This is a genomic window from Micromonospora reichwaldensis (genome assembly GCF_031845925.1).
GTDB classification, from domain to species: Bacteria; Actinomycetota; Actinomycetes; order Mycobacteriales; family Micromonosporaceae; genus Micromonospora; species Micromonospora reichwaldensis.
Window position 1 is genome coordinate 1 of sequence record NZ_JAVRFL010000053.1, and the last position, 21,427, is coordinate 21,427.

Annotated in this window: 20 protein-coding genes; 6 read left to right on the forward strand and 14 right to left on the reverse strand. The window is 74.5% G+C overall.

The window, feature by feature from the left end; genetic code table 11:
- Nucleotides 1-510: 510 nt before the first annotated feature.
- A complete protein-coding gene (gene tyrS / locus RM555_RS29020) occupies nucleotides 511-1,797 on the reverse strand; it encodes a tyrosine--tRNA ligase (protein ID WP_311414734.1) in 1,287 nt (428 codons plus the stop codon).
- Nucleotides 1,798-1,880: 83 nt separating this feature from the next.
- On the opposite strand from tyrS, the gene RM555_RS29025 reads away from it, so the two are divergent.
- On the forward strand, nucleotides 1,881-2,288 hold the full coding sequence (locus tag RM555_RS29025; protein WP_311414735.1) for a PaaI family thioesterase: 408 nt from the start codon (nucleotides 1,881-1,883) through the stop codon (nucleotides 2,286-2,288).
- Between the two features lie 117 nt (nucleotides 2,289-2,405).
- Here the strand turns inward: RM555_RS29025 and RM555_RS29030 are convergent, their stop codons facing one another.
- From RM555_RS29030 to RM555_RS29040, 3 genes are all read right to left on the reverse strand, one after another.
- The gene (locus RM555_RS29030) at nucleotides 2,406-3,725 is read right to left on the reverse strand and encodes a hemolysin family protein (protein WP_311414704.1); all 1,320 of its coding nucleotides are present in this window, start codon (nucleotides 3,723-3,725) and stop codon (nucleotides 2,406-2,408) included.
- A gap of 131 nt (nucleotides 3,726-3,856) precedes the next feature.
- Entirely contained in the window at nucleotides 3,857-4,501 is a 645-nt protein-coding gene (locus tag RM555_RS29035) for a YgjV family protein (RefSeq protein WP_151455540.1), read from the reverse strand.
- Between the two features lie 52 nt (nucleotides 4,502-4,553).
- Entirely contained in the window at nucleotides 4,554-5,036 is a 483-nt protein-coding gene (locus RM555_RS29040; protein ID WP_311414705.1) for a GNAT family N-acetyltransferase, read from the reverse strand.
- Between the two features lie 326 nt (nucleotides 5,037-5,362).
- Here RM555_RS29040 and RM555_RS29045 point away from each other — a divergent pair, with 326 nt between their 5' ends.
- The 3 genes from RM555_RS29045 to RM555_RS29055 all read left to right on the forward strand — a co-directional run bounded on the left by RM555_RS29045 (nucleotide 5,363) and on the right by RM555_RS29055 (nucleotide 9,999).
- Entirely contained in the window at nucleotides 5,363-8,068 is a 2,706-nt protein-coding gene (locus tag RM555_RS29045; RefSeq protein WP_311414706.1) for a cation-translocating P-type ATPase, read from the forward strand.
- 49 nt (nucleotides 8,069-8,117) lie between these two features.
- Nucleotides 8,118-9,014: a universal stress protein gene (locus RM555_RS29050; RefSeq protein WP_311414707.1), complete on the forward strand. Its 897-nt coding sequence runs from the start codon at nucleotides 8,118-8,120 to the stop codon at nucleotides 9,012-9,014.
- A gap of 127 nt (nucleotides 9,015-9,141) precedes the next feature.
- Nucleotides 9,142-9,999: a universal stress protein gene (locus RM555_RS29055; protein WP_311414708.1), complete on the forward strand. Its 858-nt coding sequence runs from the start codon at nucleotides 9,142-9,144 to the stop codon at nucleotides 9,997-9,999.
- A 49-nt stretch (nucleotides 10,000-10,048) separates the two neighbouring features.
- Here the strand turns inward: RM555_RS29055 and RM555_RS29060 are convergent, their stop codons facing one another.
- From RM555_RS29060 to RM555_RS29070, 3 genes are all read right to left on the reverse strand, one after another.
- A complete protein-coding gene (locus RM555_RS29060) occupies nucleotides 10,049-10,672 on the reverse strand; it encodes an FMN reductase (RefSeq protein ID WP_311414709.1) in 624 nt (207 codons plus the stop codon).
- Nucleotides 10,669-11,784, reverse strand: coding sequence for an LLM class flavin-dependent oxidoreductase (locus RM555_RS29065; protein ID WP_311414710.1), 1,116 nt, complete (start codon nucleotides 11,782-11,784; stop codon nucleotides 10,669-10,671). Before RM555_RS29065 ends, RM555_RS29060 begins: the two co-directional genes overlap by 4 nt.
- Before the next feature lie 166 nt (nucleotides 11,785-11,950).
- On the reverse strand, nucleotides 11,951-12,583 hold the full coding sequence (locus RM555_RS29070) for a DNA-3-methyladenine glycosylase (RefSeq protein WP_311414711.1): 633 nt from the start codon (nucleotides 12,581-12,583) through the stop codon (nucleotides 11,951-11,953).
- 90 nt (nucleotides 12,584-12,673) lie between these two features.
- Here RM555_RS29070 and RM555_RS29075 point away from each other — a divergent pair, with 90 nt between their 5' ends.
- Both RM555_RS29075 and RM555_RS29080 read left to right on the forward strand, forming a co-directional pair.
- Entirely contained in the window at nucleotides 12,674-13,090 is a 417-nt protein-coding gene (locus tag RM555_RS29075) for a DNA-binding protein (RefSeq protein WP_311414712.1), read from the forward strand.
- 50 nt (nucleotides 13,091-13,140) lie between these two features.
- On the forward strand, nucleotides 13,141-13,497 hold the full coding sequence (locus RM555_RS29080; protein ID WP_132240196.1) for an MmcQ/YjbR family DNA-binding protein: 357 nt from the start codon (nucleotides 13,141-13,143) through the stop codon (nucleotides 13,495-13,497).
- Between the two features lie 40 nt (nucleotides 13,498-13,537).
- On the opposite strand, the gene argH is transcribed toward RM555_RS29080, so the two are convergent.
- From argH to argJ, 7 genes are read right to left on the reverse strand one after another with little or no spacing between them, the layout of a single operon-like run.
- Entirely contained in the window at nucleotides 13,538-15,001 is a 1,464-nt protein-coding gene (gene argH / locus RM555_RS29085) for an argininosuccinate lyase (RefSeq protein WP_311414736.1), read from the reverse strand.
- A gap of 14 nt (nucleotides 15,002-15,015) precedes the next feature.
- Nucleotides 15,016-16,221 (reverse strand): argininosuccinate synthase, encoded by a 1,206-nt coding sequence (locus tag RM555_RS29090; RefSeq protein ID WP_311414713.1) that lies wholly within the window; start codon nucleotides 16,219-16,221, stop codon nucleotides 15,016-15,018.
- Complete coding sequence (locus tag RM555_RS29095; protein ID WP_311414714.1) at nucleotides 16,218-16,733, reverse strand: arginine repressor; 516 nt, start codon at nucleotides 16,731-16,733, stop codon at nucleotides 16,218-16,220. Before RM555_RS29095 ends, RM555_RS29090 begins: the two co-directional genes overlap by 4 nt.
- Complete coding sequence (gene argF, locus RM555_RS29100) at nucleotides 16,730-17,707, reverse strand: ornithine carbamoyltransferase (RefSeq protein WP_311414715.1); 978 nt, start codon at nucleotides 17,705-17,707, stop codon at nucleotides 16,730-16,732. The genes RM555_RS29095 and argF overlap by 4 nt, the downstream gene beginning before the upstream one ends.
- A complete protein-coding gene (locus RM555_RS29105; protein WP_311414716.1) occupies nucleotides 17,704-19,128 on the reverse strand; it encodes an acetylornithine transaminase in 1,425 nt (474 codons plus the stop codon). Before RM555_RS29105 ends, argF begins: the two co-directional genes overlap by 4 nt.
- Nucleotides 19,125-20,183, reverse strand: coding sequence for an acetylglutamate kinase (gene argB, locus RM555_RS29110; protein WP_396888865.1), 1,059 nt, complete (start codon nucleotides 20,181-20,183; stop codon nucleotides 19,125-19,127). Before argB ends, RM555_RS29105 begins: the two co-directional genes overlap by 4 nt.
- Nucleotides 20,180-21,352: a bifunctional glutamate N-acetyltransferase/amino-acid acetyltransferase ArgJ gene (argJ, locus tag RM555_RS29115; RefSeq protein WP_311414717.1), complete on the reverse strand. Its 1,173-nt coding sequence runs from the start codon at nucleotides 21,350-21,352 to the stop codon at nucleotides 20,180-20,182. Before argJ ends, argB begins: the two co-directional genes overlap by 4 nt.
- Nucleotides 21,353-21,427 lie beyond the last annotated feature (75 nt).

Below are 21,427 nucleotides of genomic sequence, written 5' to 3' on the forward strand. Positions count from 1 at the left end.
CAAAGAACAACCACACACCGCCCAGAAACCCCACACCGTGGAGCACCCGACCCGGGGCATTTCGTTCATCATGTCCGCCGCATCCCGCGCCGGGCACTTTTACTACGTTACCCGGTGGTTTCCGCCGTGTCAAACCGCTTCGTAGCGATCCGCACCACTTCAACCCATTTTCCGGGCGCCACGCGGCATCGGCTTGCGCCGTTGTCGATCGTGACTTCCGGTAGGCCGGCCGCTGCGGTCTCCCGCGAGCTCGCCCGGTTCCCTACCGGCGATGAACCATACCCGGTCGGCTCCGCCTCGCCAAATCCGCCTCGCGACGGATCCGGGGCACCGCCCGGTTACGGGCCGGTGAGTGCAACTCGCCGGGCCCGAAAGCTCGTTGCCGCGCCCGGCCTCCGGTTACTTTGCCCCGGTTCGTCCGTTCCGCGCTGACAGAGAGAAAGTTACGCCCCCGGCGGATCGATCGTCAAATCCACCGGGGGCGTCCCACGTCACGTCGGGACCGTACGGCTAGCCGCGCAGCTCGACCCCGGCGAACGACCGCTTGCCGCGACGCAGCACCAGGTACCGGCCGTGCAGCAGGTCGCCGGGGCCCACGGTGGCGTCGGTCTCGGTGATCCGGGTGTTGTTCACGTAGGCGCCGCCCTCGGCGATCACCCGGCGTGCCTCCTTGAGGCTCGGCACCAGCCCGGAGTCCCGAAGCAGTCCGGCGACGTCGGGCAGCTCGTCGACGTGGACGAGGCCGGCCTCGGCCAGCGCGGCCCGCAGCGTGGCTGGCGCGAGGTCGTCCAGTGAGCCGCGCCCGAAGAGCGCCTGGCTCGCGGCGACCACCTGCGCCATCTCCCGCTCGCCGTGCACCAGCGTGGTCAGCTCCTCGGCGAGCGCCCGCTGCGCCGCTCGGGCCGCCGGTCGCTCGGCGGTCTCCTTCTCCAGCGCCTCCAGCTCCTCCCGGGAGCGGAAGCTGAAGTAGCGGAGGTAGCGACTCACGTCCCGGTCGTCGACGTTGACCCAGAACTGGTAGAACGCGTACGGGCTGGTCATCTCGGGGTCGAGCCAGATGGCGCCGCCCTCGGTCTTGCCGAACTTCGTGCCGTCGGACTTCGTCACCAGCGGCGTGGTGAACGCCTGCACGGGCCCGGCGCCACGCCGGCGGACGTAGTCGACGCCGGCGGTGATGTTGCCCCACTGGTCCGAGCCGCCGAACTGGAGCCGGCAGCCGTGCCGCCGGTGCAGCTCGAAGAAGTCGTTGGCCTGGAGCAGTTGGTAGCTGAACTCGGTGAAGCTGATGCCGCTCTCCAGCCGGGCCTTCACCACCTCCCGGGCCAGCATCTTGTTGACCGGGAAGTGCTTGCCGACGTCGCGGAGGAACTCGACCACCGACATCTCGCCGGTCCAGTCCAGGTTGTTGACCAGTTCCGCCGCGTTCTCCCCGTCGTACGAGACGAAGGGGGCGAGCTGGTCGCGGATCCGCGCCACCCAGCCGGCGACCACCTCGGGCGGGTTGAGGCTCCGCTCGGCGCTCTCCTTCGGGTCGCCGATCTGGCCGGTGGCGCCGCCGACGAGCAGCAGCGGCCGGTGCCCGGCGAGCTGGAGCCGACGGGCCGTGGCGACCTGCATGAGATGGCCGACGTGCAGGCTCGACGCCGTCGGGTCGAAGCCCACGTAGTAGGTGGTGGCACCGCCGTCGAGCAGCGCACGCAGCTCGTCGAGGCCGGTGGAGTCCTGGATCAGGCCCCGCCAGCGCAGGTCGTCGGTCAGGGAGTCCCGCCCGGGCGGCGGGAGGCTGCTGTCGGTCACGGTCACCGATTCTCCCTCACGAGCCCCGGCGGGCAGTACCGGGTTTGCCCGGGCGGGCCGCGGCGTAGGCTGGCCACGCCGTGATCAAGGAGGGGAACGCCGTGGACGTGCCGAATCTGACGGGTGGCTTCGTCGCCCTGCTCGGCCTCAAGCTCGACGAGGTCGACGGCGACCGGGTGGTGATCCGTTGGCAGGTCCGCCCCGAGCTGCACCAACCGTTCGGCATCCAGCACGGCGGCGTGTACTGCTCGGTGGTCGAGACGGCCGCCAGCATCGGCGGGTCGCTGTGGCTGGGCGAGCGTGGACGCGTCGTGGGCGTGTCGAACCAGACGGACTTCCTGCGCGCGGTCCGCGAGGGCGAGCTGACCGCCGTGGGCACCCCCGTGCACCGGGGGCGCAGCCAGCAGCTCTGGCAGGTGGAGATCACCGACGCCGACGACCGGCTCGTGGCCCGCGGCCAGGTCCGGCTGCAGAACCTCTACCCGGCCTGACCCACCGAGGGCCCGGCCTGACCCCACCGACTGCCCGGCCCCGACCCCACCGCGCGCCTGGCCTGACCGGCCGAGGCGCGGTGGCGGCACTGCCGCACGGCAGCAGCGGGGACGCGTTCAGCCCCGGGCCTCGTCCAGCACGGCCTCGGCCTCGTCGGGCGCCGGCTCGGCCTGACGGCGCAGCCGGACCCCGACGATGGCGCGGTGGTCGATGCGGGTCACCTCCAGCTCCCAGCCGTCCACGACGACGCTCTCCCCCGCCACGGTGGGGATGTGGCCGAGGCAGGCGAGCAGGAGGCCCGCGATGGTGGTGTAGTCGCCGCCAGGACGGCTGGGCAGCTCGACGCCCAGATCGACGAGGTCGTGCACGGGGAACGTGCCGGGGAGCAGCAGGGCGCCGTCGGGCTCGGTGCGCACCGAGCGCACGTCCCGGTCGGTCTCGTCGTAGATCTCCCCGACGATCTCCTCGAGGATGTCCTCCAGGGTGACGATCCCGTCGACCGCGCCCCGCTCGTCGACCACCAGGGCGATGTGTTGGCGTTCAGCCTTGAACTGCCGCAGCGCGTCCACCACCGGCAGGGAGTCCGGCAGCAGCATCGGCGGGCGGGCGCACTCGTCGACCGACCGGTCCTCGGGAACGCCGACGAGGTCACGCAGGTGGATCACGCCGACCGCGTCGTCGAGGCCGCCGTGCCGGACCACCGGCGCCCGGGAGTGGCCGGTGGCGGCCAGCAGCAGCCGCGCGGCCTCCGCCGTGGTGCCGCTGTCGAGCGTGAAGACCTGCAACCGGGGTACGAGGACCGCCCGCAGCTGCCGGTCGGCGATCTCGACGGCACCGGCGATGATGGTCCGCTGCTCCTTGGTGAAGCCGTGGTTGCCGGCGACGATGTCCCGCAGTTCGTCGGGGCCGATCTCGTCGGGCTCGTGCTTCGGGTTGAGCCCGACGAGGCGTACCACCAGGTCGCTGGTGGCGCCGAGGGCCCAGACGGCCGGTCGGGTCACGGAGGACAGCAGGTCGAGTGGGCGGGCCACCAGCAGGGCCCACCGCTCGGCGGCCTGCATGGCGATCCGCTTCGGGGCCAACTCGCCGAAGACCAGGGTGACGAAGGTCAACGCCAGGGTGACCACCACGATCGCGACGGTCTCGGCGGCGCCGCCGAGCGCGCTGAGGAGCGGTACGAGGGGCTTGGCCAGCGACACCGCCGCCGCGGCGGAGGCCAGGAAGCCGGCGAGGGTGATCCCGATCTGGATGGTGGCCAGGAAGCGGTTCGGGTCCTTGGCGAGGCGGGCCAGCACCCGCCCGGCCCGGCTGGTGCGTTCCAGCCGCTGGATCTGGCTGTCCCGCAGCGAGACCAGGGCCATCTCGCTGCCCGCGAAGACCGCGTTGAGGACGACCAGGACGCCGACCAGGGCCAGTTGGGTCCAGATGCTCTGCACGCCCGGCTCTCCTCACGCGGGACAGGTGCCCGCCGGTACGACGGTCACCGCCGGCCGAAGGCCCCGGCCGGCGTAGGGCACTCTGTGCCCACGGGACCGGCCGGTGAATCCTCGCCCCGGGCGGGATGTGATCAGATCCGCCCGGCGACCGGCGGGGCGGGCAGGTCGAGGGCGTACGAGCGGCCCTCGGGGCGGAAACCCAGCCGGTGGTAGTACGGGGCGACCATGCCGGGCGGGGTGATCACCCGACGGAAGCCGCGGTCGGTGAAGAGGCTGCTGCGCCGGTAGACGAACTCGCCCGGGGTGAAGTCCCGGAACCGTCGGGTCACGTAGTCGAGGTCGACCTGTGCCACCCCGTCGGCCTCGGCGTGTGACAGCACCACGCCGACCACCTCGTCGGCGCGTACGACCAGGAACGCCGAGCGTTCGGCGGCGGTGCCGGGGGGCCAGCGGAAGCCGGGGTTGAACCGGGCGATGTCGGCGGCGTGCACACTCAGCGTGTGGGCCAGGAACTGGTCGTCGACGCCGACCTCAACCACCTGGTAGGTGGCCTCGTCGTGGCGGGTGGCGAGCATGGTCCGCAGGTACCAGACGTTGATCACGGCGAGTACGACGTTCAGTCCGACCATGGGCCAGACCTGCACGGCGGCGTTGTAACCGATCAGGATCAGACAGCCGACCAGGTTGAGGGCACGCAGCCGGAGGATGCGGGTCTGCAGCAGCGACCAGACCAGCAGCGCGGAGCCGGTCCAGCCGATAAGTTCCAGCCAGTTCACCCCGCGAGAGTAGTGCTCGCGCGGATGCCGTGACCCGGCGGGCGGCGGCAGGTCAGTCGCCGGCCAGCTCCAGCACCCATTCCTCCACCTCGGTGCCCCGGCCGTTGGCGTAGCCCCGGTCCTCGCCGATGACGACGAAGCCGCACTTGCGCAGCACGGCGAGCGAGGCCCGGTTGTCCTTGGCGGCGCGGGCGTGCACCGGCCGTTGGGGCAGCTCGCGCAGCAGCGCGGCGAGCGCCGCGGTGGCGTGGCCCCGGCCCCAGCGTCGCGGGTCGATCCAGTAGCTGACCTCGGTGCGCCCGTCGGCCGGGAACGCGACCACGTGGCCGACGACCTCGTCGCCGACGACCACGGTGCGCGGGACGTTGCGCTCGTCGGCGCGCACGCGGCGCCAGTGGGCGTCGAAGCGCTCCCGGTCGGCCGGGTCCTCCGGGCCGAAGGCGGCCATCCAGTTGGCCTCGACGTCCTGCTCGTGGGCGAAGAAGTGGGGCAGGTCGTCGTCGCGGACGGGGCGCAGGCGCAGCTCGGCGGTCACCGGCCCGAGGATAGGGCCGACCACCGACAACCGGACCGCTGGCCGCCCGGCTGGCCGGGACGCCCGGTGGCCCGGTGGCGCTGCCGGATCCGCGTCACACCGGACCGCTGGCCGGGGCGCCCGGTGGCGCTGGCGGATCCGCGTCGCACCCGCGCGCCGGCCGTGGGCGGCAGGGCCGTTGGTCCCGGGTCAGTTGGGCGGAACTCCTCTGGCCGGTGCCGTCCGACGGGACGAGGGTGGGATCGGGACGGTGCGCCACGACGGCGCCGGCAGGGCGGAGGGCGATGTGGGACGGTGCGGAGAACGGCGGTCACGGGGGCGTACCCGTGCCCGCTGACACCTCGACCAGGCCGGCGGCCGGGCTCAGCTCGGCGGAGGCCGCCGTCCGGCTGCGCGCGGACGGGCCGAACGCGGCGGTCGCGCCGGCCCGGCGCCGTCTGGGCGGGCGCGTCCTGCACCAGCTCAGCGACCCGCTGGTGGCGTTGCTGCTGGCCGCCGCCGTGGTCACCACCGTGCTGCGCGACTACCCGGACACCGCGGTGATCGTGCTGGTGGTGCTGGTGAACACCGCCATCGGGGTGGTGCAGGAGGTCCGCGCCGACCGGGCGATCGCCGCGTTGGACCAGCTCGCCGCGCCCACCGCCCGGGTCGTCCGGGACGGCCGGGACGTCGTCCTGCCCGCCGCCGACCTCGTCCGTGGTGACCTGGTGCGGGTCGAGGCCGGCGACGTGGTCCCGGCCGACCTGCTGCTCGCCGAGGCGGCCCGGCTGAGCGTCGACGAGTCGGCGCTGACCGGGGAGTCGGTGCCGGTGACCCGGGCCGTGGGCGAGGAGGCCAGCGCGGGGACCGTGGTCACCACCGGGCGGGCCACCGGCACGGTGGTACGCACGGGCGCCGCGAGCGCGCTCGGCCGGATCACCGCCCTGGTGGCGTCCACCCGGCCCGCCGCCACCCCGTTGCAGCGCCGCCTCGCGGGGCTCGGCCGGATGCTCGGCTTCGCCGCGGTGGTGCTCTCGGGGCTGGTCTTCGTCATCGGCGTCGTCGGCGGGCGGCCGGTGGTCGACATGGCGGTCACCGCGGTGAGCCTCGTGGTGGCGGCCGTGCCCGAGTCGCTGCCGGCCGTCGTCACCCTCGCCCTCGCCCTCGGCGCCCGCCGGATGGCCGGGGCGCGGGCCATCCCCCGCCAACTGCACGCGGTCGAGACGCTCGGCTCCGTCACCGTCATCGCCTCGGACAAGACGGGCACGCTCACCGAGGGCCGGATGGCGGTGCAGCACGCCGTCACCGCCGGCGGCTCCCGCTACGGCGTCACCGGCAGCGGTTACGCGCCGCAGGGCGCGGTGCACCGGCAGGGCGCGCCGGTGGCCGTACCGGACGACCTGCGCCGCCTGGCGCGCGCCGGGCTGCTCTGCAACGACGCGACCCTGGCCCCGCCCACCGACGAGCGGCCGGAGTGGGCCGCCGTCGGCGACCCGCTGGAGGCGGCGCTGGTCGCCTTCGCCGGCCGGTGCGGCCTCGACCCGGAGCTCACCCGGTCGGCGTGGCCGCGCGTCGCGGAGCACCCCTTCGACCAGGAGCTGCGCCGGATGACCACCGTGCACCGCTCCTGCGACCGGCGGTACCTGGTGGTGTGCAAGGGCGCGCCGGAGAACGTGCTGGCCGCGCCGCTGGTCGACGCCTCCGCAGAGGAGATCGCCGAGCTGACCGCCGGCGCGCACCGGCTGGCCGCCGAGGGGCTGCGGGTGCTGGCCATCGCGTCCGCCGTGGTGGACGCCCCGCCGGCCGATCCCGCCCGGCCGGTCGGGCTGCGGCCCGTGGGGCTGGTCGCCGTCGGCGACCCGCTGCGCGCGGGCGCGGCCGACATCGCGGGCAGCTTCGACGCCGCCGGGGTCCGGCTGGTGCTGGTCACGGGCGACCACCCGGCCACCGCCGCGGCGATCGGCGGCCAGTTGGGGCTCTGGCGCGAGGGCGACCCGGTGGTACGCGGGGACGACGGCGACCCGGCGCGGGCGCACCCGCAGGCGCGGGTGTTCGCGCGGACCCAGCCGGAGCAGAAGCTCGACATCATCGCCGGCCTCCAGTCGCGGGGGCACGTGGTGGCGATGACCGGCGACGGGGTGAACGACGCCCCCGCGCTGCGTCGCGCCGACATCGGGGTGGCGATGGGCGGCGGCACGGAGGTCGCCCGGCAGGCCGCCGACCTGGTGCTCGTCGACGACGACCTGTCCACGGTGGCCGCCGCGATCGGTGAGGGCCGCCGCATCTACGACAACATCCGGCGGTTCCTGCGCTACGCGCTCTCGGGCGGGGTCGCCGAGATCGCCGTGATGCTGCTCGGCCCGCTGTTCGGGCTGGCCGTACCGCTGCTGCCGGCGCAGATCCTCTGGGTGAACCTGCTCACCCACGGCGTGCCGGGCGTGGCGCTGGGCGCGGAGCCGGCGGAGCCCGGCACCCTGCGCCGGGCGCCGCGCTCCCCGTCGGAGTCGGTGCTCGGGGCCGGCCTGGGCCGCGACGTGCTGGTCACCGGCGGTCTGATCGCCGCCGTGGTGCTCGGTGCCGGCGTGCTCGCCGCGCACTGGGACCGGCCCTGGCAGTCGGTGGTCTTCGTGGTGCTCGGCCTGGCCCAGCTCGGGGTGGCGCTCGCGGTCCGCGCGCCGCGACCGCACGGCGCCCGGCACGGCAACCTGGCGCTGCCGGTCGCGGTGGCGGTCTCCGCGCTGCTCCAGGTCGCCGGGGTGCTGCTGCCGCCGCTGCGGGAACTGCTCGGCACGCAGCCGCTCGACGCGGCGGAGCTGCTGGCCTGCGCCGCCGTCAGCGTGCTGCCCGGGCTGGTGCTGCGGCTGGCCCGCCGCCCGGGTGGCGGCGACGGCCCGACGGACGCGCCCCTGCCGGACGGGAGCGCAGGGGGTCCGGACGCGGTGGCCGGTGTCGGAGGGCCCGTGCGGAGCGCGTCGGTGTCGGACGGCCCGGCCGGTGACCGTCAGCCTGCGATTCGGGACCAAGGTCCCGCTGGTCGGGACGACCGCCTCTGACGGGTAGCGTGCGGACGGAGCAGGCTGAAGGTGGACGAAGGAGGAGTCGATGACCATCAACACCGGTGCCCCCGTCGTGGTGGGTGTGGACGGCTCGGCCGCCGCGCTCGACGCGGTCCGGGCGGCGGCGCGGGAGGCGGCGCAGCGGCAGCGTCCGCTGCGGGTCGTGCACGCCTTCATCTGGCCCCTGACGCGCGCCCCGCTCGGTGCCGCCGAGGGCGCGCCGGCCGGCGCCGGTCTGCGCAACCAGGCCGAGCGGTACGTCGCCGAGGCGATCGCCGAGGCCACCAGGACCGCCCCGGACGTGCCGGTGACCGGCGTGGTGGTCGACGGCGCGGCGACCCCCGTCCTGCTCGGGGAGTCCCGGGACGCCGCCCTGCTGGTGCTGGGCCACCGGGGCCTGGGCGGTTTCGCCGGGCTGCTGCTCGGCTCCGTCACCGTGCAGGTCTCCGCCCACGCGCAGGTCCCCGTCCTCGTGGTGCGCGGCGAGCAGCGGGCCGACGGTCCGGTCGTGGTGGGCGTCGACGGTTCCGAGTGCTCCCTCGAGGCCGTCGCGTTCGCCTTCGAGGAGGCGAGCCGCCGGGGTGCCCCGCTGCTCGCCGTGCAGGCCTGGCTCTATCCCACGCCGGTCGGCCCCGGTGACGTCCTGCCCCTGGCGTACGACCTGGACGCCTACGCCGCGGACGAGGAACGCGCCCTCGCGGAGTCCGTCGCCGGCTTCGCTGAGCGCTACCCCGACGTGCCGGCGCAGCACCGGCTGGTCCGGGGCTCCCCGGGCGGCGTACTGGTCGAGGAGTCGAAGAGGGCACAGCTGGTGGTCGTGGGGGCGCGCGGCCGGGGCGCGCTGGGCGGACTGCTGCTCGGCTCGGTCAGCCACGCGGTGCTGCACCACGCGCACTGCCCACTGGTGATCGTGCGGCACCCGAAGCGGGCCGACGCGTCCTGATCCGGTCACCGCACCGCGACGCCGTCGCGTCGGCCGCTCCCCCGGCCGGCGCGACGGCGTCGACGCAAATGCCGGCGGGTCGGCGGTACCCCGTCGACAATGGCCTGATCGATCTCTGGGAGGGCTCATGAACCGACCCGTGGTGGTGGGTGTGGACGGATCACCGGCGAGCCTGCTGGCGGCGGAGCACGCCGCCCGGGCCGCCGTGCTGCGGTCCCGCCCCCTGCACCTGGTGCACGGCTACCTGCATCCGCTCGGTTACGGCGTGCCGGTCAACCCGTACGACCTGGGGTTGCCGGCGCCGACCGAGGAGGCGCAGAAGATGTTGGAGACGACGGCCGCCGACCTCGCCGAGCGCTGCCCGGGGCTGACCGTCGAGGTACGCCAGGTGGCGGGCGGGCCGGGCGCGACGCTGGTCGAGGAGTCCCGGCGGGCCGAGCTGGTGGTGGTGGGCAGCCGAGGGCTGGGCGGCTTCGCCGGGCTGCTGCTCGGCTCGGTCGGCACGCAGGTGGCCGCACACGCGCACTGCCCGGTGCTGGTGGTGCGCCCCGCCGAGGAGCCGATCCCCGTCGCCGGGCCGGTGCTGGTCGGGGTGGACGGGTCGGAGCCCGCCGAGCTGGCGGTCGGGTACGCGGCCGACGAGGCGGCCCGCCGGGGCGACGGGCTGGTGCTGGTGCACGTCCAGCCGCCCGACGGGGACGGGGCGACCGGGACGCCGGACGCGGAGTCCGCCGAGCTGCTGGCCACCGCCTCGGCGGCCGTCCGTGGCAGCCACCCGGGGCTGGCCGTGGAGGGGCGGGTGCTCCGGGCGCCTAAGGCCGAGCAGGCACTCGTCGAGGCCAGCGGGGACGCGGCGCTGGTGGTGGTCGGCTCCCGGGGTCGGGGCGGGTTCGCCGGGCTGCTGCTCGGCTCGGTCAGCCAGGCCCTCGTGCAGCACGCGCACTGCCCGGTGCTGGTGGCCCGCCCGTACGGTCACGCCCGCTGACGTGCCCCGACCCGCCGGCCCCGGGGCGGGGTCGGCGGGTCGGCGGCGATCAGTGGCCCCGGCCGCCGAGCAGCTCGTCGAAGCTGGTGGTGAGGGCGAACGGGTCGGCGGGGCCGGTGGACGCCGGCCGCCGGTGGACCTGATCGGCCAGCTCGCCGCCGGCACGGGCGATCCGCGCCCGCAGCGCGCCGTCGGCGGACCCGGCGGACCAGTCCTCCGGGGCGGCGAAGACCGCGGTGGGGATCACGACGGACCGCAGGTGGGCGAACATCGGACGCAGGGCGTGCTCCAGCGCCAGCGAGTGCCGGGCCGTTCCGCCGGTGGCGCCGACCAGCACCGGCCGGTCCGCGAGCGCGCCGGATCCGACCAGGTCGAAGAACGACTTGAACAACCCGTTGTACGAGGCGTGGAAGATCGGCGTGACAGCGATCAGCCCGTCCGCGCCGGTGACCGTGTCGAGCACCTCCCGCAGCGCGGGTGACGGGAAGCCGGTCAGCAGGTGGTTGACGATGTCGTGGGCGTGCTCCCGCAGCTCGACGGGGCGGACGTCGACGTCGTCGCCGCGCCGGGCCAGCTCGTCGCGGGTGGCCGCGGCGAGCTGGTCGGCGAGCAGTCGGGTCGACGAGGGCCGCCCCAGCCCGGCCGACACCACGGCGAGGGTGCGGCGGGTCATCGGCCCGCTCCCGTCCCGGCACGCTGCGCGGCGTCGCCGCTGGTGACGGCGTCCCGCAGGGACGCGTGGGTGGGCGCGGCCGGCACGTGCGCCGGGCGCAGCGACTCGAACTCCTTGCGCAGCACGGGGACGACCTCCTCGCCGAGCAGGTCGAGCTGCTCCAGCACGGTCTTCAGGGGCAGGCCGGCGTGGTCCATGAGGAACAGCTGGCGCTGGTAGTCGCCGACGTAGTCGCGGAAGCCCAGCGTGCGGTCGATGACCTGCTGCGGGCTGCCAACGGTCAGCGGGGTCTGCGCGGTGAACTCCTCCAGCGACGGGCCGTGCCCGTAGACGGGCGCGTTGTCGAAGTACGGCCGGAACTCCCGCACCGCGTCCTGCGAGTTGCGCCGCATGAACACCTGCCCGCCGAGGCCCACGATGGCCTGGTCGGCGGAGCCGTGGCCGTAGTGGGCGTAGCGCTGCCGGTAGAGCCCGACCATCCGCTGGGTGTGCTCCTTCGGCCAGAAGATGTGGTTGGCGAAGAAGCCGTCGCCGTAGTAGGCGGCCTGCTCGGCGATCTCGGGGCTGCGGATCGAGCCGTGCCAGACGAACGGCGGCACGCCGTCGAGCGGGCGCGGCGTCGACGTGAACGACTGCAACGGGGTGCGGAAGCGGCCCTTCCAGTCGACCACGTCCTCGCGCCAAAGCCGGTGCAGCAGGTCGTAGTTCTCGATGGCGAGGGGGATGCCGTTGCGGATGTCCTGGCCGAACCACGGGTAGACCGGCCCGGTGTTGCCGCGCCCCATCATCAGGTCCACCCGGCCGTCGGCGAGGTGCTGGAGCATCGCGTAGTCCTCGGCGATCTTCACCGGGTCGTTGGTGGTGATCAGCGTGGTGGAGGTGGAGAGCAGCAGGCGCTCGGTGCGGGCGGCGATGAAGCCCAGCATGGTGGTGGGCGACGACGGCACGAACGGCGGGTTGTGGTGCTCGCCGGTGGCGAAGACGTCGAGGCCGACCTCCTCGGCCTTGAGCGCGATGGTGACCATGGCCTTGATCCGCTCATGCTCGGTCGGCTCGCGACCGGTGGTCGGGTCGACCGTGACGTCGCCGACGGTGAAGACTCCGAACTGCATGACCAGCTCCTCGCGTTGTCCCTGGCCGGGGCCGCTGCGGCTCCCGGACGCACCGCACAACATGTTTGACGAGTCAACTATTCCGCCACCGGAGGCACCGCCGGTGGCCGCCGTCACACCTCCCACGCCCTGCGCGTCGATCGCGCGGCGGGCACTCCCGGGCAGGTCAGCGGCTACGCGGCACGTGCCGGCGGTAGGCGCTGACCGTCGGGTCGCCGGCGATCCAGAACCGCCACGGCACGTCGTGCGCGCCGGTGACGCCGACGCGGGGCCCGGCGGCGACCGCCTCGTCGGGCACCGGCACGTCGGCCGGGCGCAGCCGGACGGGTCCGTCGCCGAGCAGCCAGCGGCCGTAGGCGCTCTTGTCGATGCCCAGGGCCGCGCAGAGCCGGGCGGGCCCGCGCGCGAGATCGACGTCCCGGCGTACGGCGGTGCGCCGGGCGCGGGCCGCCTGGACACCGTCGACCACCTCGCCGGCGCGCAGCAGCACCGCCGAGGCCTCCCCCTCGACGCCCGTGACGACGTTCATGCACCAGTGCATGCCGTAGGTGAAGTAGACGTAGGCGTGCCCTGCCGGCCCGAACATGACGGCGTTGCGCGGGGTGCGCCCCCGGTACGCGTGCGACGCCGCGTCGCCGGCCGTCCCGGCGTACGCCTCGACCTCGGTGATCCGGACGGTCACGTCGCCGGCGGTCAGCCGGCAGCCGAGCAGGCCCCGGGCGGCCGGCACCACCGGGCCGGCGAGCAGGTCGGCCAGCCCCGCGAGGTCGGCGGGACGGGGGTCGGAGTACGCCACCACGGCACCGACCCTATCCGCCGGCGCCGCCCGACGCCGGACAGTCATCAACGCTTCGTTGACAACGCAGCGTTGACGTGATGGGGTGCGAGCATGACCGAATCCTTCACCGCCCCCGACGCCAGCGCGTCCCGGGCCCACCGGACCTACGCGGCGCTGCACCGGATCGCCGAGCGGCACGCCGGCACCGAGGCTCAACGCCGCCGGCACACCAACCCCTACCTACCGGACACCTACGAGGCGGTCGCGCTCGTCACCGCCCTCGCCGCCGGCGGGGCCGAGGTCGAGGCCGGCGAGGAGCCCGTCGACGAGGCGGACCTGATCGCGGCGCTCACCCTCGTCCCGCACCTGCGCGCCGAGGTCGACACGATGGAGGCGGGGCTGCTGACGCTGGCCCGCAGCCGCGGACTGACCTGGCAGCAGATCGCGTACGGGCTCGGGCTGGGCAGCGCGCAGGCCGCCAAGCAGCGCTTCGAACGGCTCTCCGCCCGCACCGCCACCACCGAGTGACGCCGCCGATGGACGAGACTGGGCGCGGGATCGGTGTCGAGGAGGACGCGATGACGCGCGAGGAGATGCTGGCGTACTGCCTGGGGAAGCCGGGGGCCTGGCTCGACCGGCCGTGGGAGGGCGACGAGGTGGTGAAGGTCGGCAGCCGGATCTTCGCCTTCCTCGGCTCCGCCGGCGGCGACCAGCCGACCGTCGGGGTGAAGTGCGGCCCGAGCCGGGACGTGGCCGACGAGTGGCTGCACCGGCACCCGGGCGACGCGCGGCCGTCGCCGTACATCGGGCGCGCCGGCTGGAACACGCTGCGCCTGGCCGGCGGGATCGACGAGGAGGAGCTGATCGAGGCGGTCGACGCCTCGTACGACGCGGTGGTGGCGAAGCTGCCGAAGCGGGAGCGCCCGGCGGGCTGAACCCCGCGCGGCGTTTGCGGCGCCGCGCGGGGTCGGCGACTCAGCGGGGCACGACCCGCTCGGCGGCCCACTCCCGCCAGGTGGCGAGCTTGTCGGCGGCGGCGGCGAGCTGGTCGGCGACCGGCCCGGGACCGGTCGAGCCGGGCGTGGTCCGGGCGGCGAGCGCCGAGCGGACCGAGAGCACGTCGCGCACCGACGGGTCGAGGTGCTCGCTGACCGCCGCGAGGTCGTCGTCGCTGACCTCGTCGAGGGCGCAGTCCCGGGCCACGCAGAGCGCCACCAGCCTCCCGGTGATCTCGTGCGCGTCGCGGAACGGCACGTTCCGGCGCACCAGCCAGTCCGCGACCTCGGTGGCGAGGGAGAACCCGACCGGCGCGGCGGCCACGAGCCGGTCGGCGCGTACGGTCATCGTGGAGATCATCCCGGCGAGCGCCGGCAGCAGCAGCTCCAGGGTGTCGACCGCGTCGAAGGCCGGCTCCTTGTCCTCCTGCATGTCCCGGTCGTAGCTCATCGGCAGGCCCTTGAGCATGGTGAGCACGCTCATCAGCCCGCCGACCAGCCGGCCGGACTTGCCCCGGGCCAGCTCGGCGATGTCCGCGTTCTTCTTCTGCGGCATGATCGACGAACCGGTGGCGAACGCGTCGTCCAGCTCCACCCAGCCGAACTCCTGCGACGTCCAGAGCACCACCTCCTCGCCGAGGCGGGACAGGTGCACCCCGATCATCGCGGTGACGAACAGGAACTCGGCGACGAAGTCCCGGTCGGCGACCGCGTCCATCGAGTTGGCGAAGGACGTGCGGAAGCCCAGCTCCTTGGAGACGGCCACCGGGTCCAGCGGCAGGCCGGAGCCGGCGAGCGCGCCCGCGCCGAGCGGGCTGACCGCCGTGCGGTGGTCCCAGTCGCTCAGCCGCTCCAGGTCGCGCAGCAGCGGCTGCACGTGGGCCAGCAGCCAGTGCCCGAAGGTGACCGGCTGGGCGTGCTGCAGGTGCGTCATGCCGGGTGCGGCGGTCTCCACGTGCCGCTCCGCCTGCTCGACCAGGGCCTCGGCCAGCTCGACCAGCCGACCGGCCACGCCCCGGGCGTGGTCGCGCAGGTAGAGCCGCAGGTCGGTGGCGACCTGGTCGTTGCGGGACCGGCCGGCGCGCAGCTTGCCGCCGAGGCTGCCGAGCCGCTCCAGCAGGCCGCGTTCCAGGGCGGTGTGCACGTCCTCGTCGTCGACCGTGGGACGGAACTGCCCGGAGGCGCAGGCGGCCTCCAGGTCGTCCAGGGCGGCGAGGATGCGGCCCAGTTCGTCCGGGTCGAGCAGGCCGGCGCCCGCGAGCACCCGGGCGTGCGCCCGGGACGCCGCGATGTCGTACGGGGCCAGCCGCCAGTCGAACTGCACGCTCACCGACAGGCGGGCCAGGGCCTCGGCGGGGCCGCCGGCGAATCGGCCGCCCCACAGGCTCGTGCGGTTGGTGGCGGCGCTGTTCTCGGTCAGGCTCTTGTCGTCCACGGCGCCCATTCTGGTGGTCATGGTCAGCAGCCGCCCAACCGGGCGTCCCGTGCGGCGGCCATCTCGCTCGGCAGGCCCCAGAGCCGCACGAAGCCCTTCGCCAGGGACTGGTCGAAGGTGTCGCCGGTGTCGTAGGTGGCCATGCCGAAGTCGTAGAGGCTGGCCTCGGAGCGGCGCCCGGTGACGGTGGCCCGGCCGCCGTGCAGGGTCAGCCGTACCTCGCCGGTGACGTGCCGCTGCGCGTCGTCGATGAACGCGTCCAGCGCGCGCTTCAGCGGCGAGAACCAGAGGCCGTCGTAGACCAGCTCCCCCCAGCGCTGGTCGACGCCGCGCTTGAACCGGGCCAGGTCCCGCTCCACGGTCACCGCCTCCAGCTCCTGGTGGGCGGTGATCAGCGCGATCGCGCCCGGCGCCTCGTACACCTCGCGGCTCTTGATGCCGACGAGGCGGTCCTCGACCATGTCGAGCCGGCCGACGCCCTGCGCGCCCGCGCGCCGGTTGAGCTCCCGGATCGCCTGGTACGGGGTGACGGTCTCGCCGTCGATCGCCACCGGGACGCCGGCGTCGAAGGTGATCACGACCTCGTCGGCGTCGCGCTCCTGCGCCGGGTCGCAGGTGTACGAGTAGAGGTCCTCGATCGGCGCATTCCAGATGTCCTCCAGGAAGCCCGTCTCGACGGCGCGGCCCCACAGGTTCTGGTCGACGGAGTACGGGGACTTCGCCGACACGTCGATCGGCAGCCCCTTCTCCCCGGCGAAGGCGATCGCCTTGTCCCGGGTCCAGGCGAAGTCCCGGGCCGGCGCGACGATCCTCAGGTCGGGGGCGAGCGCGCCGAGGCCGACCTCGAAACGGACCTGGTCGTTGCCCTTGCCGGTGCAGCCGTGCGACACGATGGTGCCGCCGTGCCTGCGCGCCGCGGCCACCAGGTGCTTGACGATCAGCGGCCGGGACAGCGCGGAGACCAACGGGTAGCGGTCCATGTAGAGCGCGTTCGCGCGGATGGCCGGCAGGCAGTACCCGGCGGCGAACTCGTCGCGCGCGTCGACCACCTCCGACTCCACGGCGCCGCAGTCCAGGGCGCGCTGCCGGATGGCGTCGAGGTCCTCGCCGCCCTGCCCGACGTCCACCGCCACCGCGATCACCTCGGCGCCGGTCTCCTCGGCCAGGTACGGGATGGCGACGGAGGTGTCGAGTCCTCCGGAGTAGGCGAGCACGACCCGCTCGGTCATGGCGTGGTGTTCCCTTCGACGTTCTCTTCGCGGCGGGCCCAGCCGGCGAGCTTGTCGCCGAGCGCGGCCCCGCCGACGGCCTCGCGGGCCACGACGAGGATGGTGTCGTCGCCGGCGATGGTGCCGACGACCTCGGGCAGGCCCGCCCGGTCCAACGCGCTGGCCAGGTAGTGGGCTGCGCCCGGCGGGGTGCGCAGTACGGCGATGTTGCCGCTGGCGTCGACCCCGTTGAGCAGCTCGCGCAGCAGCCGGACCAGCCGGGCCGGTGCCGCCTCGGCGTCGCGCAGCGGCCGGTGGCCGTCCTCGGGGATGAGGTAGACGGCCCGCCCGTCGCCGCCGCGCGCGGTGACCGCGCCCAACTCCTTGAGGTCCCGGGAGAGGGTGGCCTGGGTGACCTGGATGCCGTCGCCGGAGAGCAGGTCGGCCAGCTCGGTCTGCGAGTGGATCGCCTTGTCGCGGATCAGCTCGACGATGCGGGCGTGCCGGGCGGCACGGGTCAGCGGGGCGGTCATGGTGTCTCCCTGGTCGCGGCGACGCCCGGCGCCGCCGCGTCCGGGGCAGCGGGCGCGGCCCCGAGGAGGAACGTCAGCAGCGCCTTCTGGGCGTGCAGCCGATTCTCCGCCTGGTCGAACACGACGCTCTGCGGGCCGTCGAGCACCTCGTCGGTGATCTCCTCGCCCCGGTGCGCGGGAAGGCAGTGCAGCACGACGGCGTCGGGCGCGGCGTGCCCGAGCAGCGCGGCGTTGACCTGGTACGGCAGGAACGGGGTGATCCGGTCAAGCCCGTCGTCCTCCTGCCCCATCGAGGTCCAGGTGTCCGTGGCGACCACGTCGGCGCCGGCCACCGCCGCCACCGCATCGGTCAGCGCCTGCACCGAACCCCCGGTGCCGGCGGCGATCTTCGCGGCCCGGGCGACCACCTCAGGGTCTGGACCGAAGCCCGCCGGCCCGGCGACCCGGACGTGCATGCCGGCGGTCGCCCCGGCGAGCAGGTACGAGTGGGCGAGGTTGTTCGCCGCGTCGCCGACGTACGCCAGCGTCCGCCCGGCGGTGCCGCCACAGTGCTCGCGGACGGTGAGCAGGTCGGCCAGGAGCTGGCAGGGATGGAAGCCGTCGGTGAGCGCGTTTACCACCGGCACGCTGGCGCCGTCGGCCACCTCGGCGATCCGGTCGTCGCCGTGGGTACGCAGCACGATCGCCGCGACGTAGCGGGAGAGCACCCGGCCGGCGTCGGCCAGGGTCTCGCCCCGCCCGAAGTGGGTGACCTGGGTGTCCACCACGAGGGGATGCCCGCCCAGCTCGGCGATGCCGACGTCGAACGAGAACCGGGTGCGCAGGCTCTGCTTGTCGAACAGCACCGCCACCGACCGGGGCCCGGCCAGCGGCCGGTGACCGAACCGGTCGGCCTTCATCCGCGCCGCCAGATCGAGCACGGCCGACTGCTCTGCGGGGCTCAGGTCGTCGTCCCGCAGGAAGTGCCGGATCACGCCCCCGCCTCCGTCGTGCTCGGCATCGCCCCGCCGCCGGTGGACGGCCTGGGCGCGGTGGGCGGCGTCGACGCGGCCGGCACGGTGGGCGGCGTCGAGATCTTGGTAGGTTCCGGCCCCTGGAGGGGCCGTTTCTCACCAAGATCCGACGCGGAGCCGGCAGCGGCAGCCGAGGATGCACCGGCAGCCGTCGGGACGGAGGCGGCAGCCGTCGCGACGGAGCCGGCGACGGCAGCGGCAGAGCCGGCGGCGGCCGGGGACGCCGCGTCGAGGGCGGCCGGGACGGCAGCCAGGAAGTCGTCGGCCTGGGCGACGGTGAGGATCAGCGGCGGCGCGAGCCGCAGCACGCCGGGCTGCGCCGGGTTGACCAGGAAGCCGGCCTCCCGCAGCGCCTCGGCGAGCACCTTCGCGACGGGCGCGGTGAGCACGACGCCGAGCAGCAGGCCCGCGCCGCGTACGCCGGCGACCAGCGGGTGGCCGAGCGCCTCGATCCCCCGGCGCAGCCGCTCGCCGACCCGCGTGACGTGGTCGAGCAGCCCCTCGCTGGCGATGGTCGACACCACCGCGAGGGCGGCGGCGCAGCTCACCGGGTTGCCGCCGAAGGTGGTGCCGTGCGAGCCGGGGGCCAGCAACTCGGCGGCGCGGCCGAAGGCCAGGCAGGCGCCGATGGGCAGCCCGCCGCCGAGGCCCTTGGCCAGGGTCACCACGTCGGGCTCGATCCCCTCGGCCTGGTGTGCGAACCAGTGCCCGGTACGCCCGACACCGGTCTGCACCTCGTCGAGCACCAGCAGCGCGCCGTGCCGGGCGGTGATCCGGCGTGCGGCGGCCAGGTAGCCGGCCGGCGGGACCACCACGCCGTTCTCCCCCTGGATCGGCTCCAGGATCACCATCGCGGTGGCGTCGGTGACCGCCGCCTCCAGGGCCGCCACGTCGCCGTAGTCGACGTGGGTCACCTCGCCGGGCAGCGGGCGGAACGGGTCGGCCTTGGCCGGCTGGCCCGTGAGGGCGAGCGCGCCCATCGTCCGGCCGTGGAAGCCGCCCCGGGTGGCGACCACGTGCGTACGGCCCGTCAGCCGGGAGAGCTTGAACGCCGCCTCGTTGGCCTCCGCGCCCGAGTTGGCGAAGAAGACCCGTCCCGGCCGCCCGGCCAGGGCCAGCAGCAGCTCGGCGAGGGCCACCGGCGGTTCGGCGACGTAGAGGTTCGAGACGTGCCCGAGGGTGGCGACCTGCTTCGACACGGCGGCCACCACGGCCGGGTGGGCGTGACCGAGGGCGTTGACCGCGATGCCGCCGACGAGGTCGACGTACTCCCGACCGGCGTCGTCGACCACGACGGCGCCGGAGCCGGCGACGAGGGCGAGCGGCGGCGTGCCGTAGTTGTCCATCATGGACTGTGCCCAGCGCTCGACGAGCGTGCTCATCCGGCGATCGTGCCTTCCTGGTTGGCAGCGGCGGAGCTGACAGGCCCGCCCCGCGCGCTGACGATGTCCGGTTCGTTCGCGACTGCGGGGCTTGGTCGCTCCGCTCCCGCACTCCTCGCGCTCACGACACCCTCCTTGTCCGCGACTGCGGGGCTCGCAAGCTCACTCCTCGCGCGAACGACCATGGTTCCGAATCCTTCCGAGGTGAAGACCTCCAGCAGCGTGGAGTGGGCGACCCGGCCGTCCACGACGTGCGCGGCCGGCACGCCCTGCCGCACCGCCCGCAGGCACGCCTCCATCTTCGGGACCATGCCGCTGGACAGCGACGGCAGCAGCGCCGCCAGTTCGTCGACGGTGATCTCGCTGATCAGGCTGTCGGTGTCGGGCCAGTCGGCGTAGAGACCCGGCACGTCGGTGAGGACGACCAGCTTGCGGGCCTCGAGAGCGACGGCGAGCGCGGCGGCGGCGGTGTCGGCGTTCAGGTTGTGCAGCACCCCGTCGGCGTCGGGCGCCACGGTGGAGATCACCGGGATGCGGCCGGCCCCGATCAGGTCGGTGACCGCCGAGACGTCGACCGACTCGACGTCGCCGACCTGCCCGACGTCGACCGGTTCCCCGTCCACGTACGCGGGCCGCCGCACGGCGGTGAACAGGCCGGCGTCCTCGCCGGAGAGGCCCACCGCGAACGGGCCGTGGGCGTTGATCAGGCCGACGAGTTCCCGGCCGACCTGGCCGACCAGGACCATCCGGACCACGTCCATCGCCTCCGGGGTGGTGACCCGCAGGCCGCCCCGGAACTCGCTGGCGATGCCCAGCCGGCCGAGCATGGCGGAGATCTGCGGGCCGCCCCCGTGCACCACGACCGGCCGCAGGCCGGCGTAGCGCAGGAAGACCATGTCGGCGGCGAAGGCCCGCTGGAGCTCGGGGTCGACCATGGCGTTGCCGCCGTACTTGACCACGACGGTCGAGCCGGAGAAGCGGGCCAGCCAGGGCAGCGCCTCGATCAGCGTGGCCGCCTTGACCTGGGCGCGGGCGAGGTCGGTGGAGAGGCTCATGTCGAGTAGGCCGAGTTCTCGTGCACGTACGCGTGGGACAGGTCGTTGGTCCAGATCGTGGCCTCGGCGGCGCCGGCGTGCAGGTCGATGCGGATGGTGACGTCCCGGCCGGTCAGGTCGACCTTCGACCGGTCCTCGGCGGCGGCGCCGGAGCGGCACACCCAGACGCCGTTGACCGCGACGTCGACCCCGTCGGGCTCGAACGCGGCGGCGGTGGTGCCGACGGCGGCGAGGATCCGGCCCCAGTTCGGGTCGTTGCCGAACAGCGCGGTCTTGACCAGGTTGTTGCGGGCCACCGAGCGCCCCACCTCGACCGCGTCGTCCTCGCTGGCCGCGCCGACCACGTCGATGGCGATCTGCTTGGTGGCGCCCTCGGCGTCGGCGATGAGCTGCTGGGCCAGGTCGTGGGCGGCGGCGGTGACGGCGGCCGCCAACTCGGCCGGGGTCGGCGCGATGCCGCTCGCGCCGCTGGCCAGCAGCAGCACCGTGTCGTTGGTCGACATGCAGCCGTCGGAGTCGATCCGGTCGAAGGTGACCCGGCACGCCTCCCGCAGGGCGGCGTCGAGGTCCTCCGGCCCGGCCACCGCGTCCGTGGTCAGCACGCAGAGCATGGTGGCCATCGCCGGGGCGAGCATGCCCGCGCCCTTGGCCATGCCGCCGACGGTCCAGCCGCTGCCCCGGGCCACCGCGGTCTTGGGCCGGGTGTCCGTGGTCATGATGGCCTCGGCGGCCGCCGGGCCGCCGTCGCGCGCCAGTCGGCGGATCGCCGAGCGTACGCCGGGCAGCAGCTTCTGCATCGGCAGCCGCTCGCCGATCAGGCCGGTCGAGCAGACCGCCACGTCGGCGGCGCCCAGCATCAGCCGTGGGCTGGCCGCGGTGAGCGCGGCGGCGGTGTGCTCGGCGGTGGCGTGGGTGTCCTGGAAACCGGCCGGGCCCGTGCAGGCGTTGGCACCGCCGGAGTTGAGGATCACGGCGCGCGCCACGCCGCCGCGCACCACCTGCTGCGTCCAGAGCACCGGCGCGGCCTTGACCCGGTTGGCGGTGAACACGCCAGCGACACCGGCGTCCGGGCCGTCGTTGACGACCAGCGCGACGTCGCTCGCGCCGCTGGTCTTGAGCCCGGCGGCCACCCCGGCCGCCCGGAACCCCCGTGGGGTCGTGACGCTCACCGTGCAATCCCTTCGTTCGTGGCTACGGAACTCACGGTGCGACTCCTTCGTTCGCGACTGCGGGGCTCCGCTGCG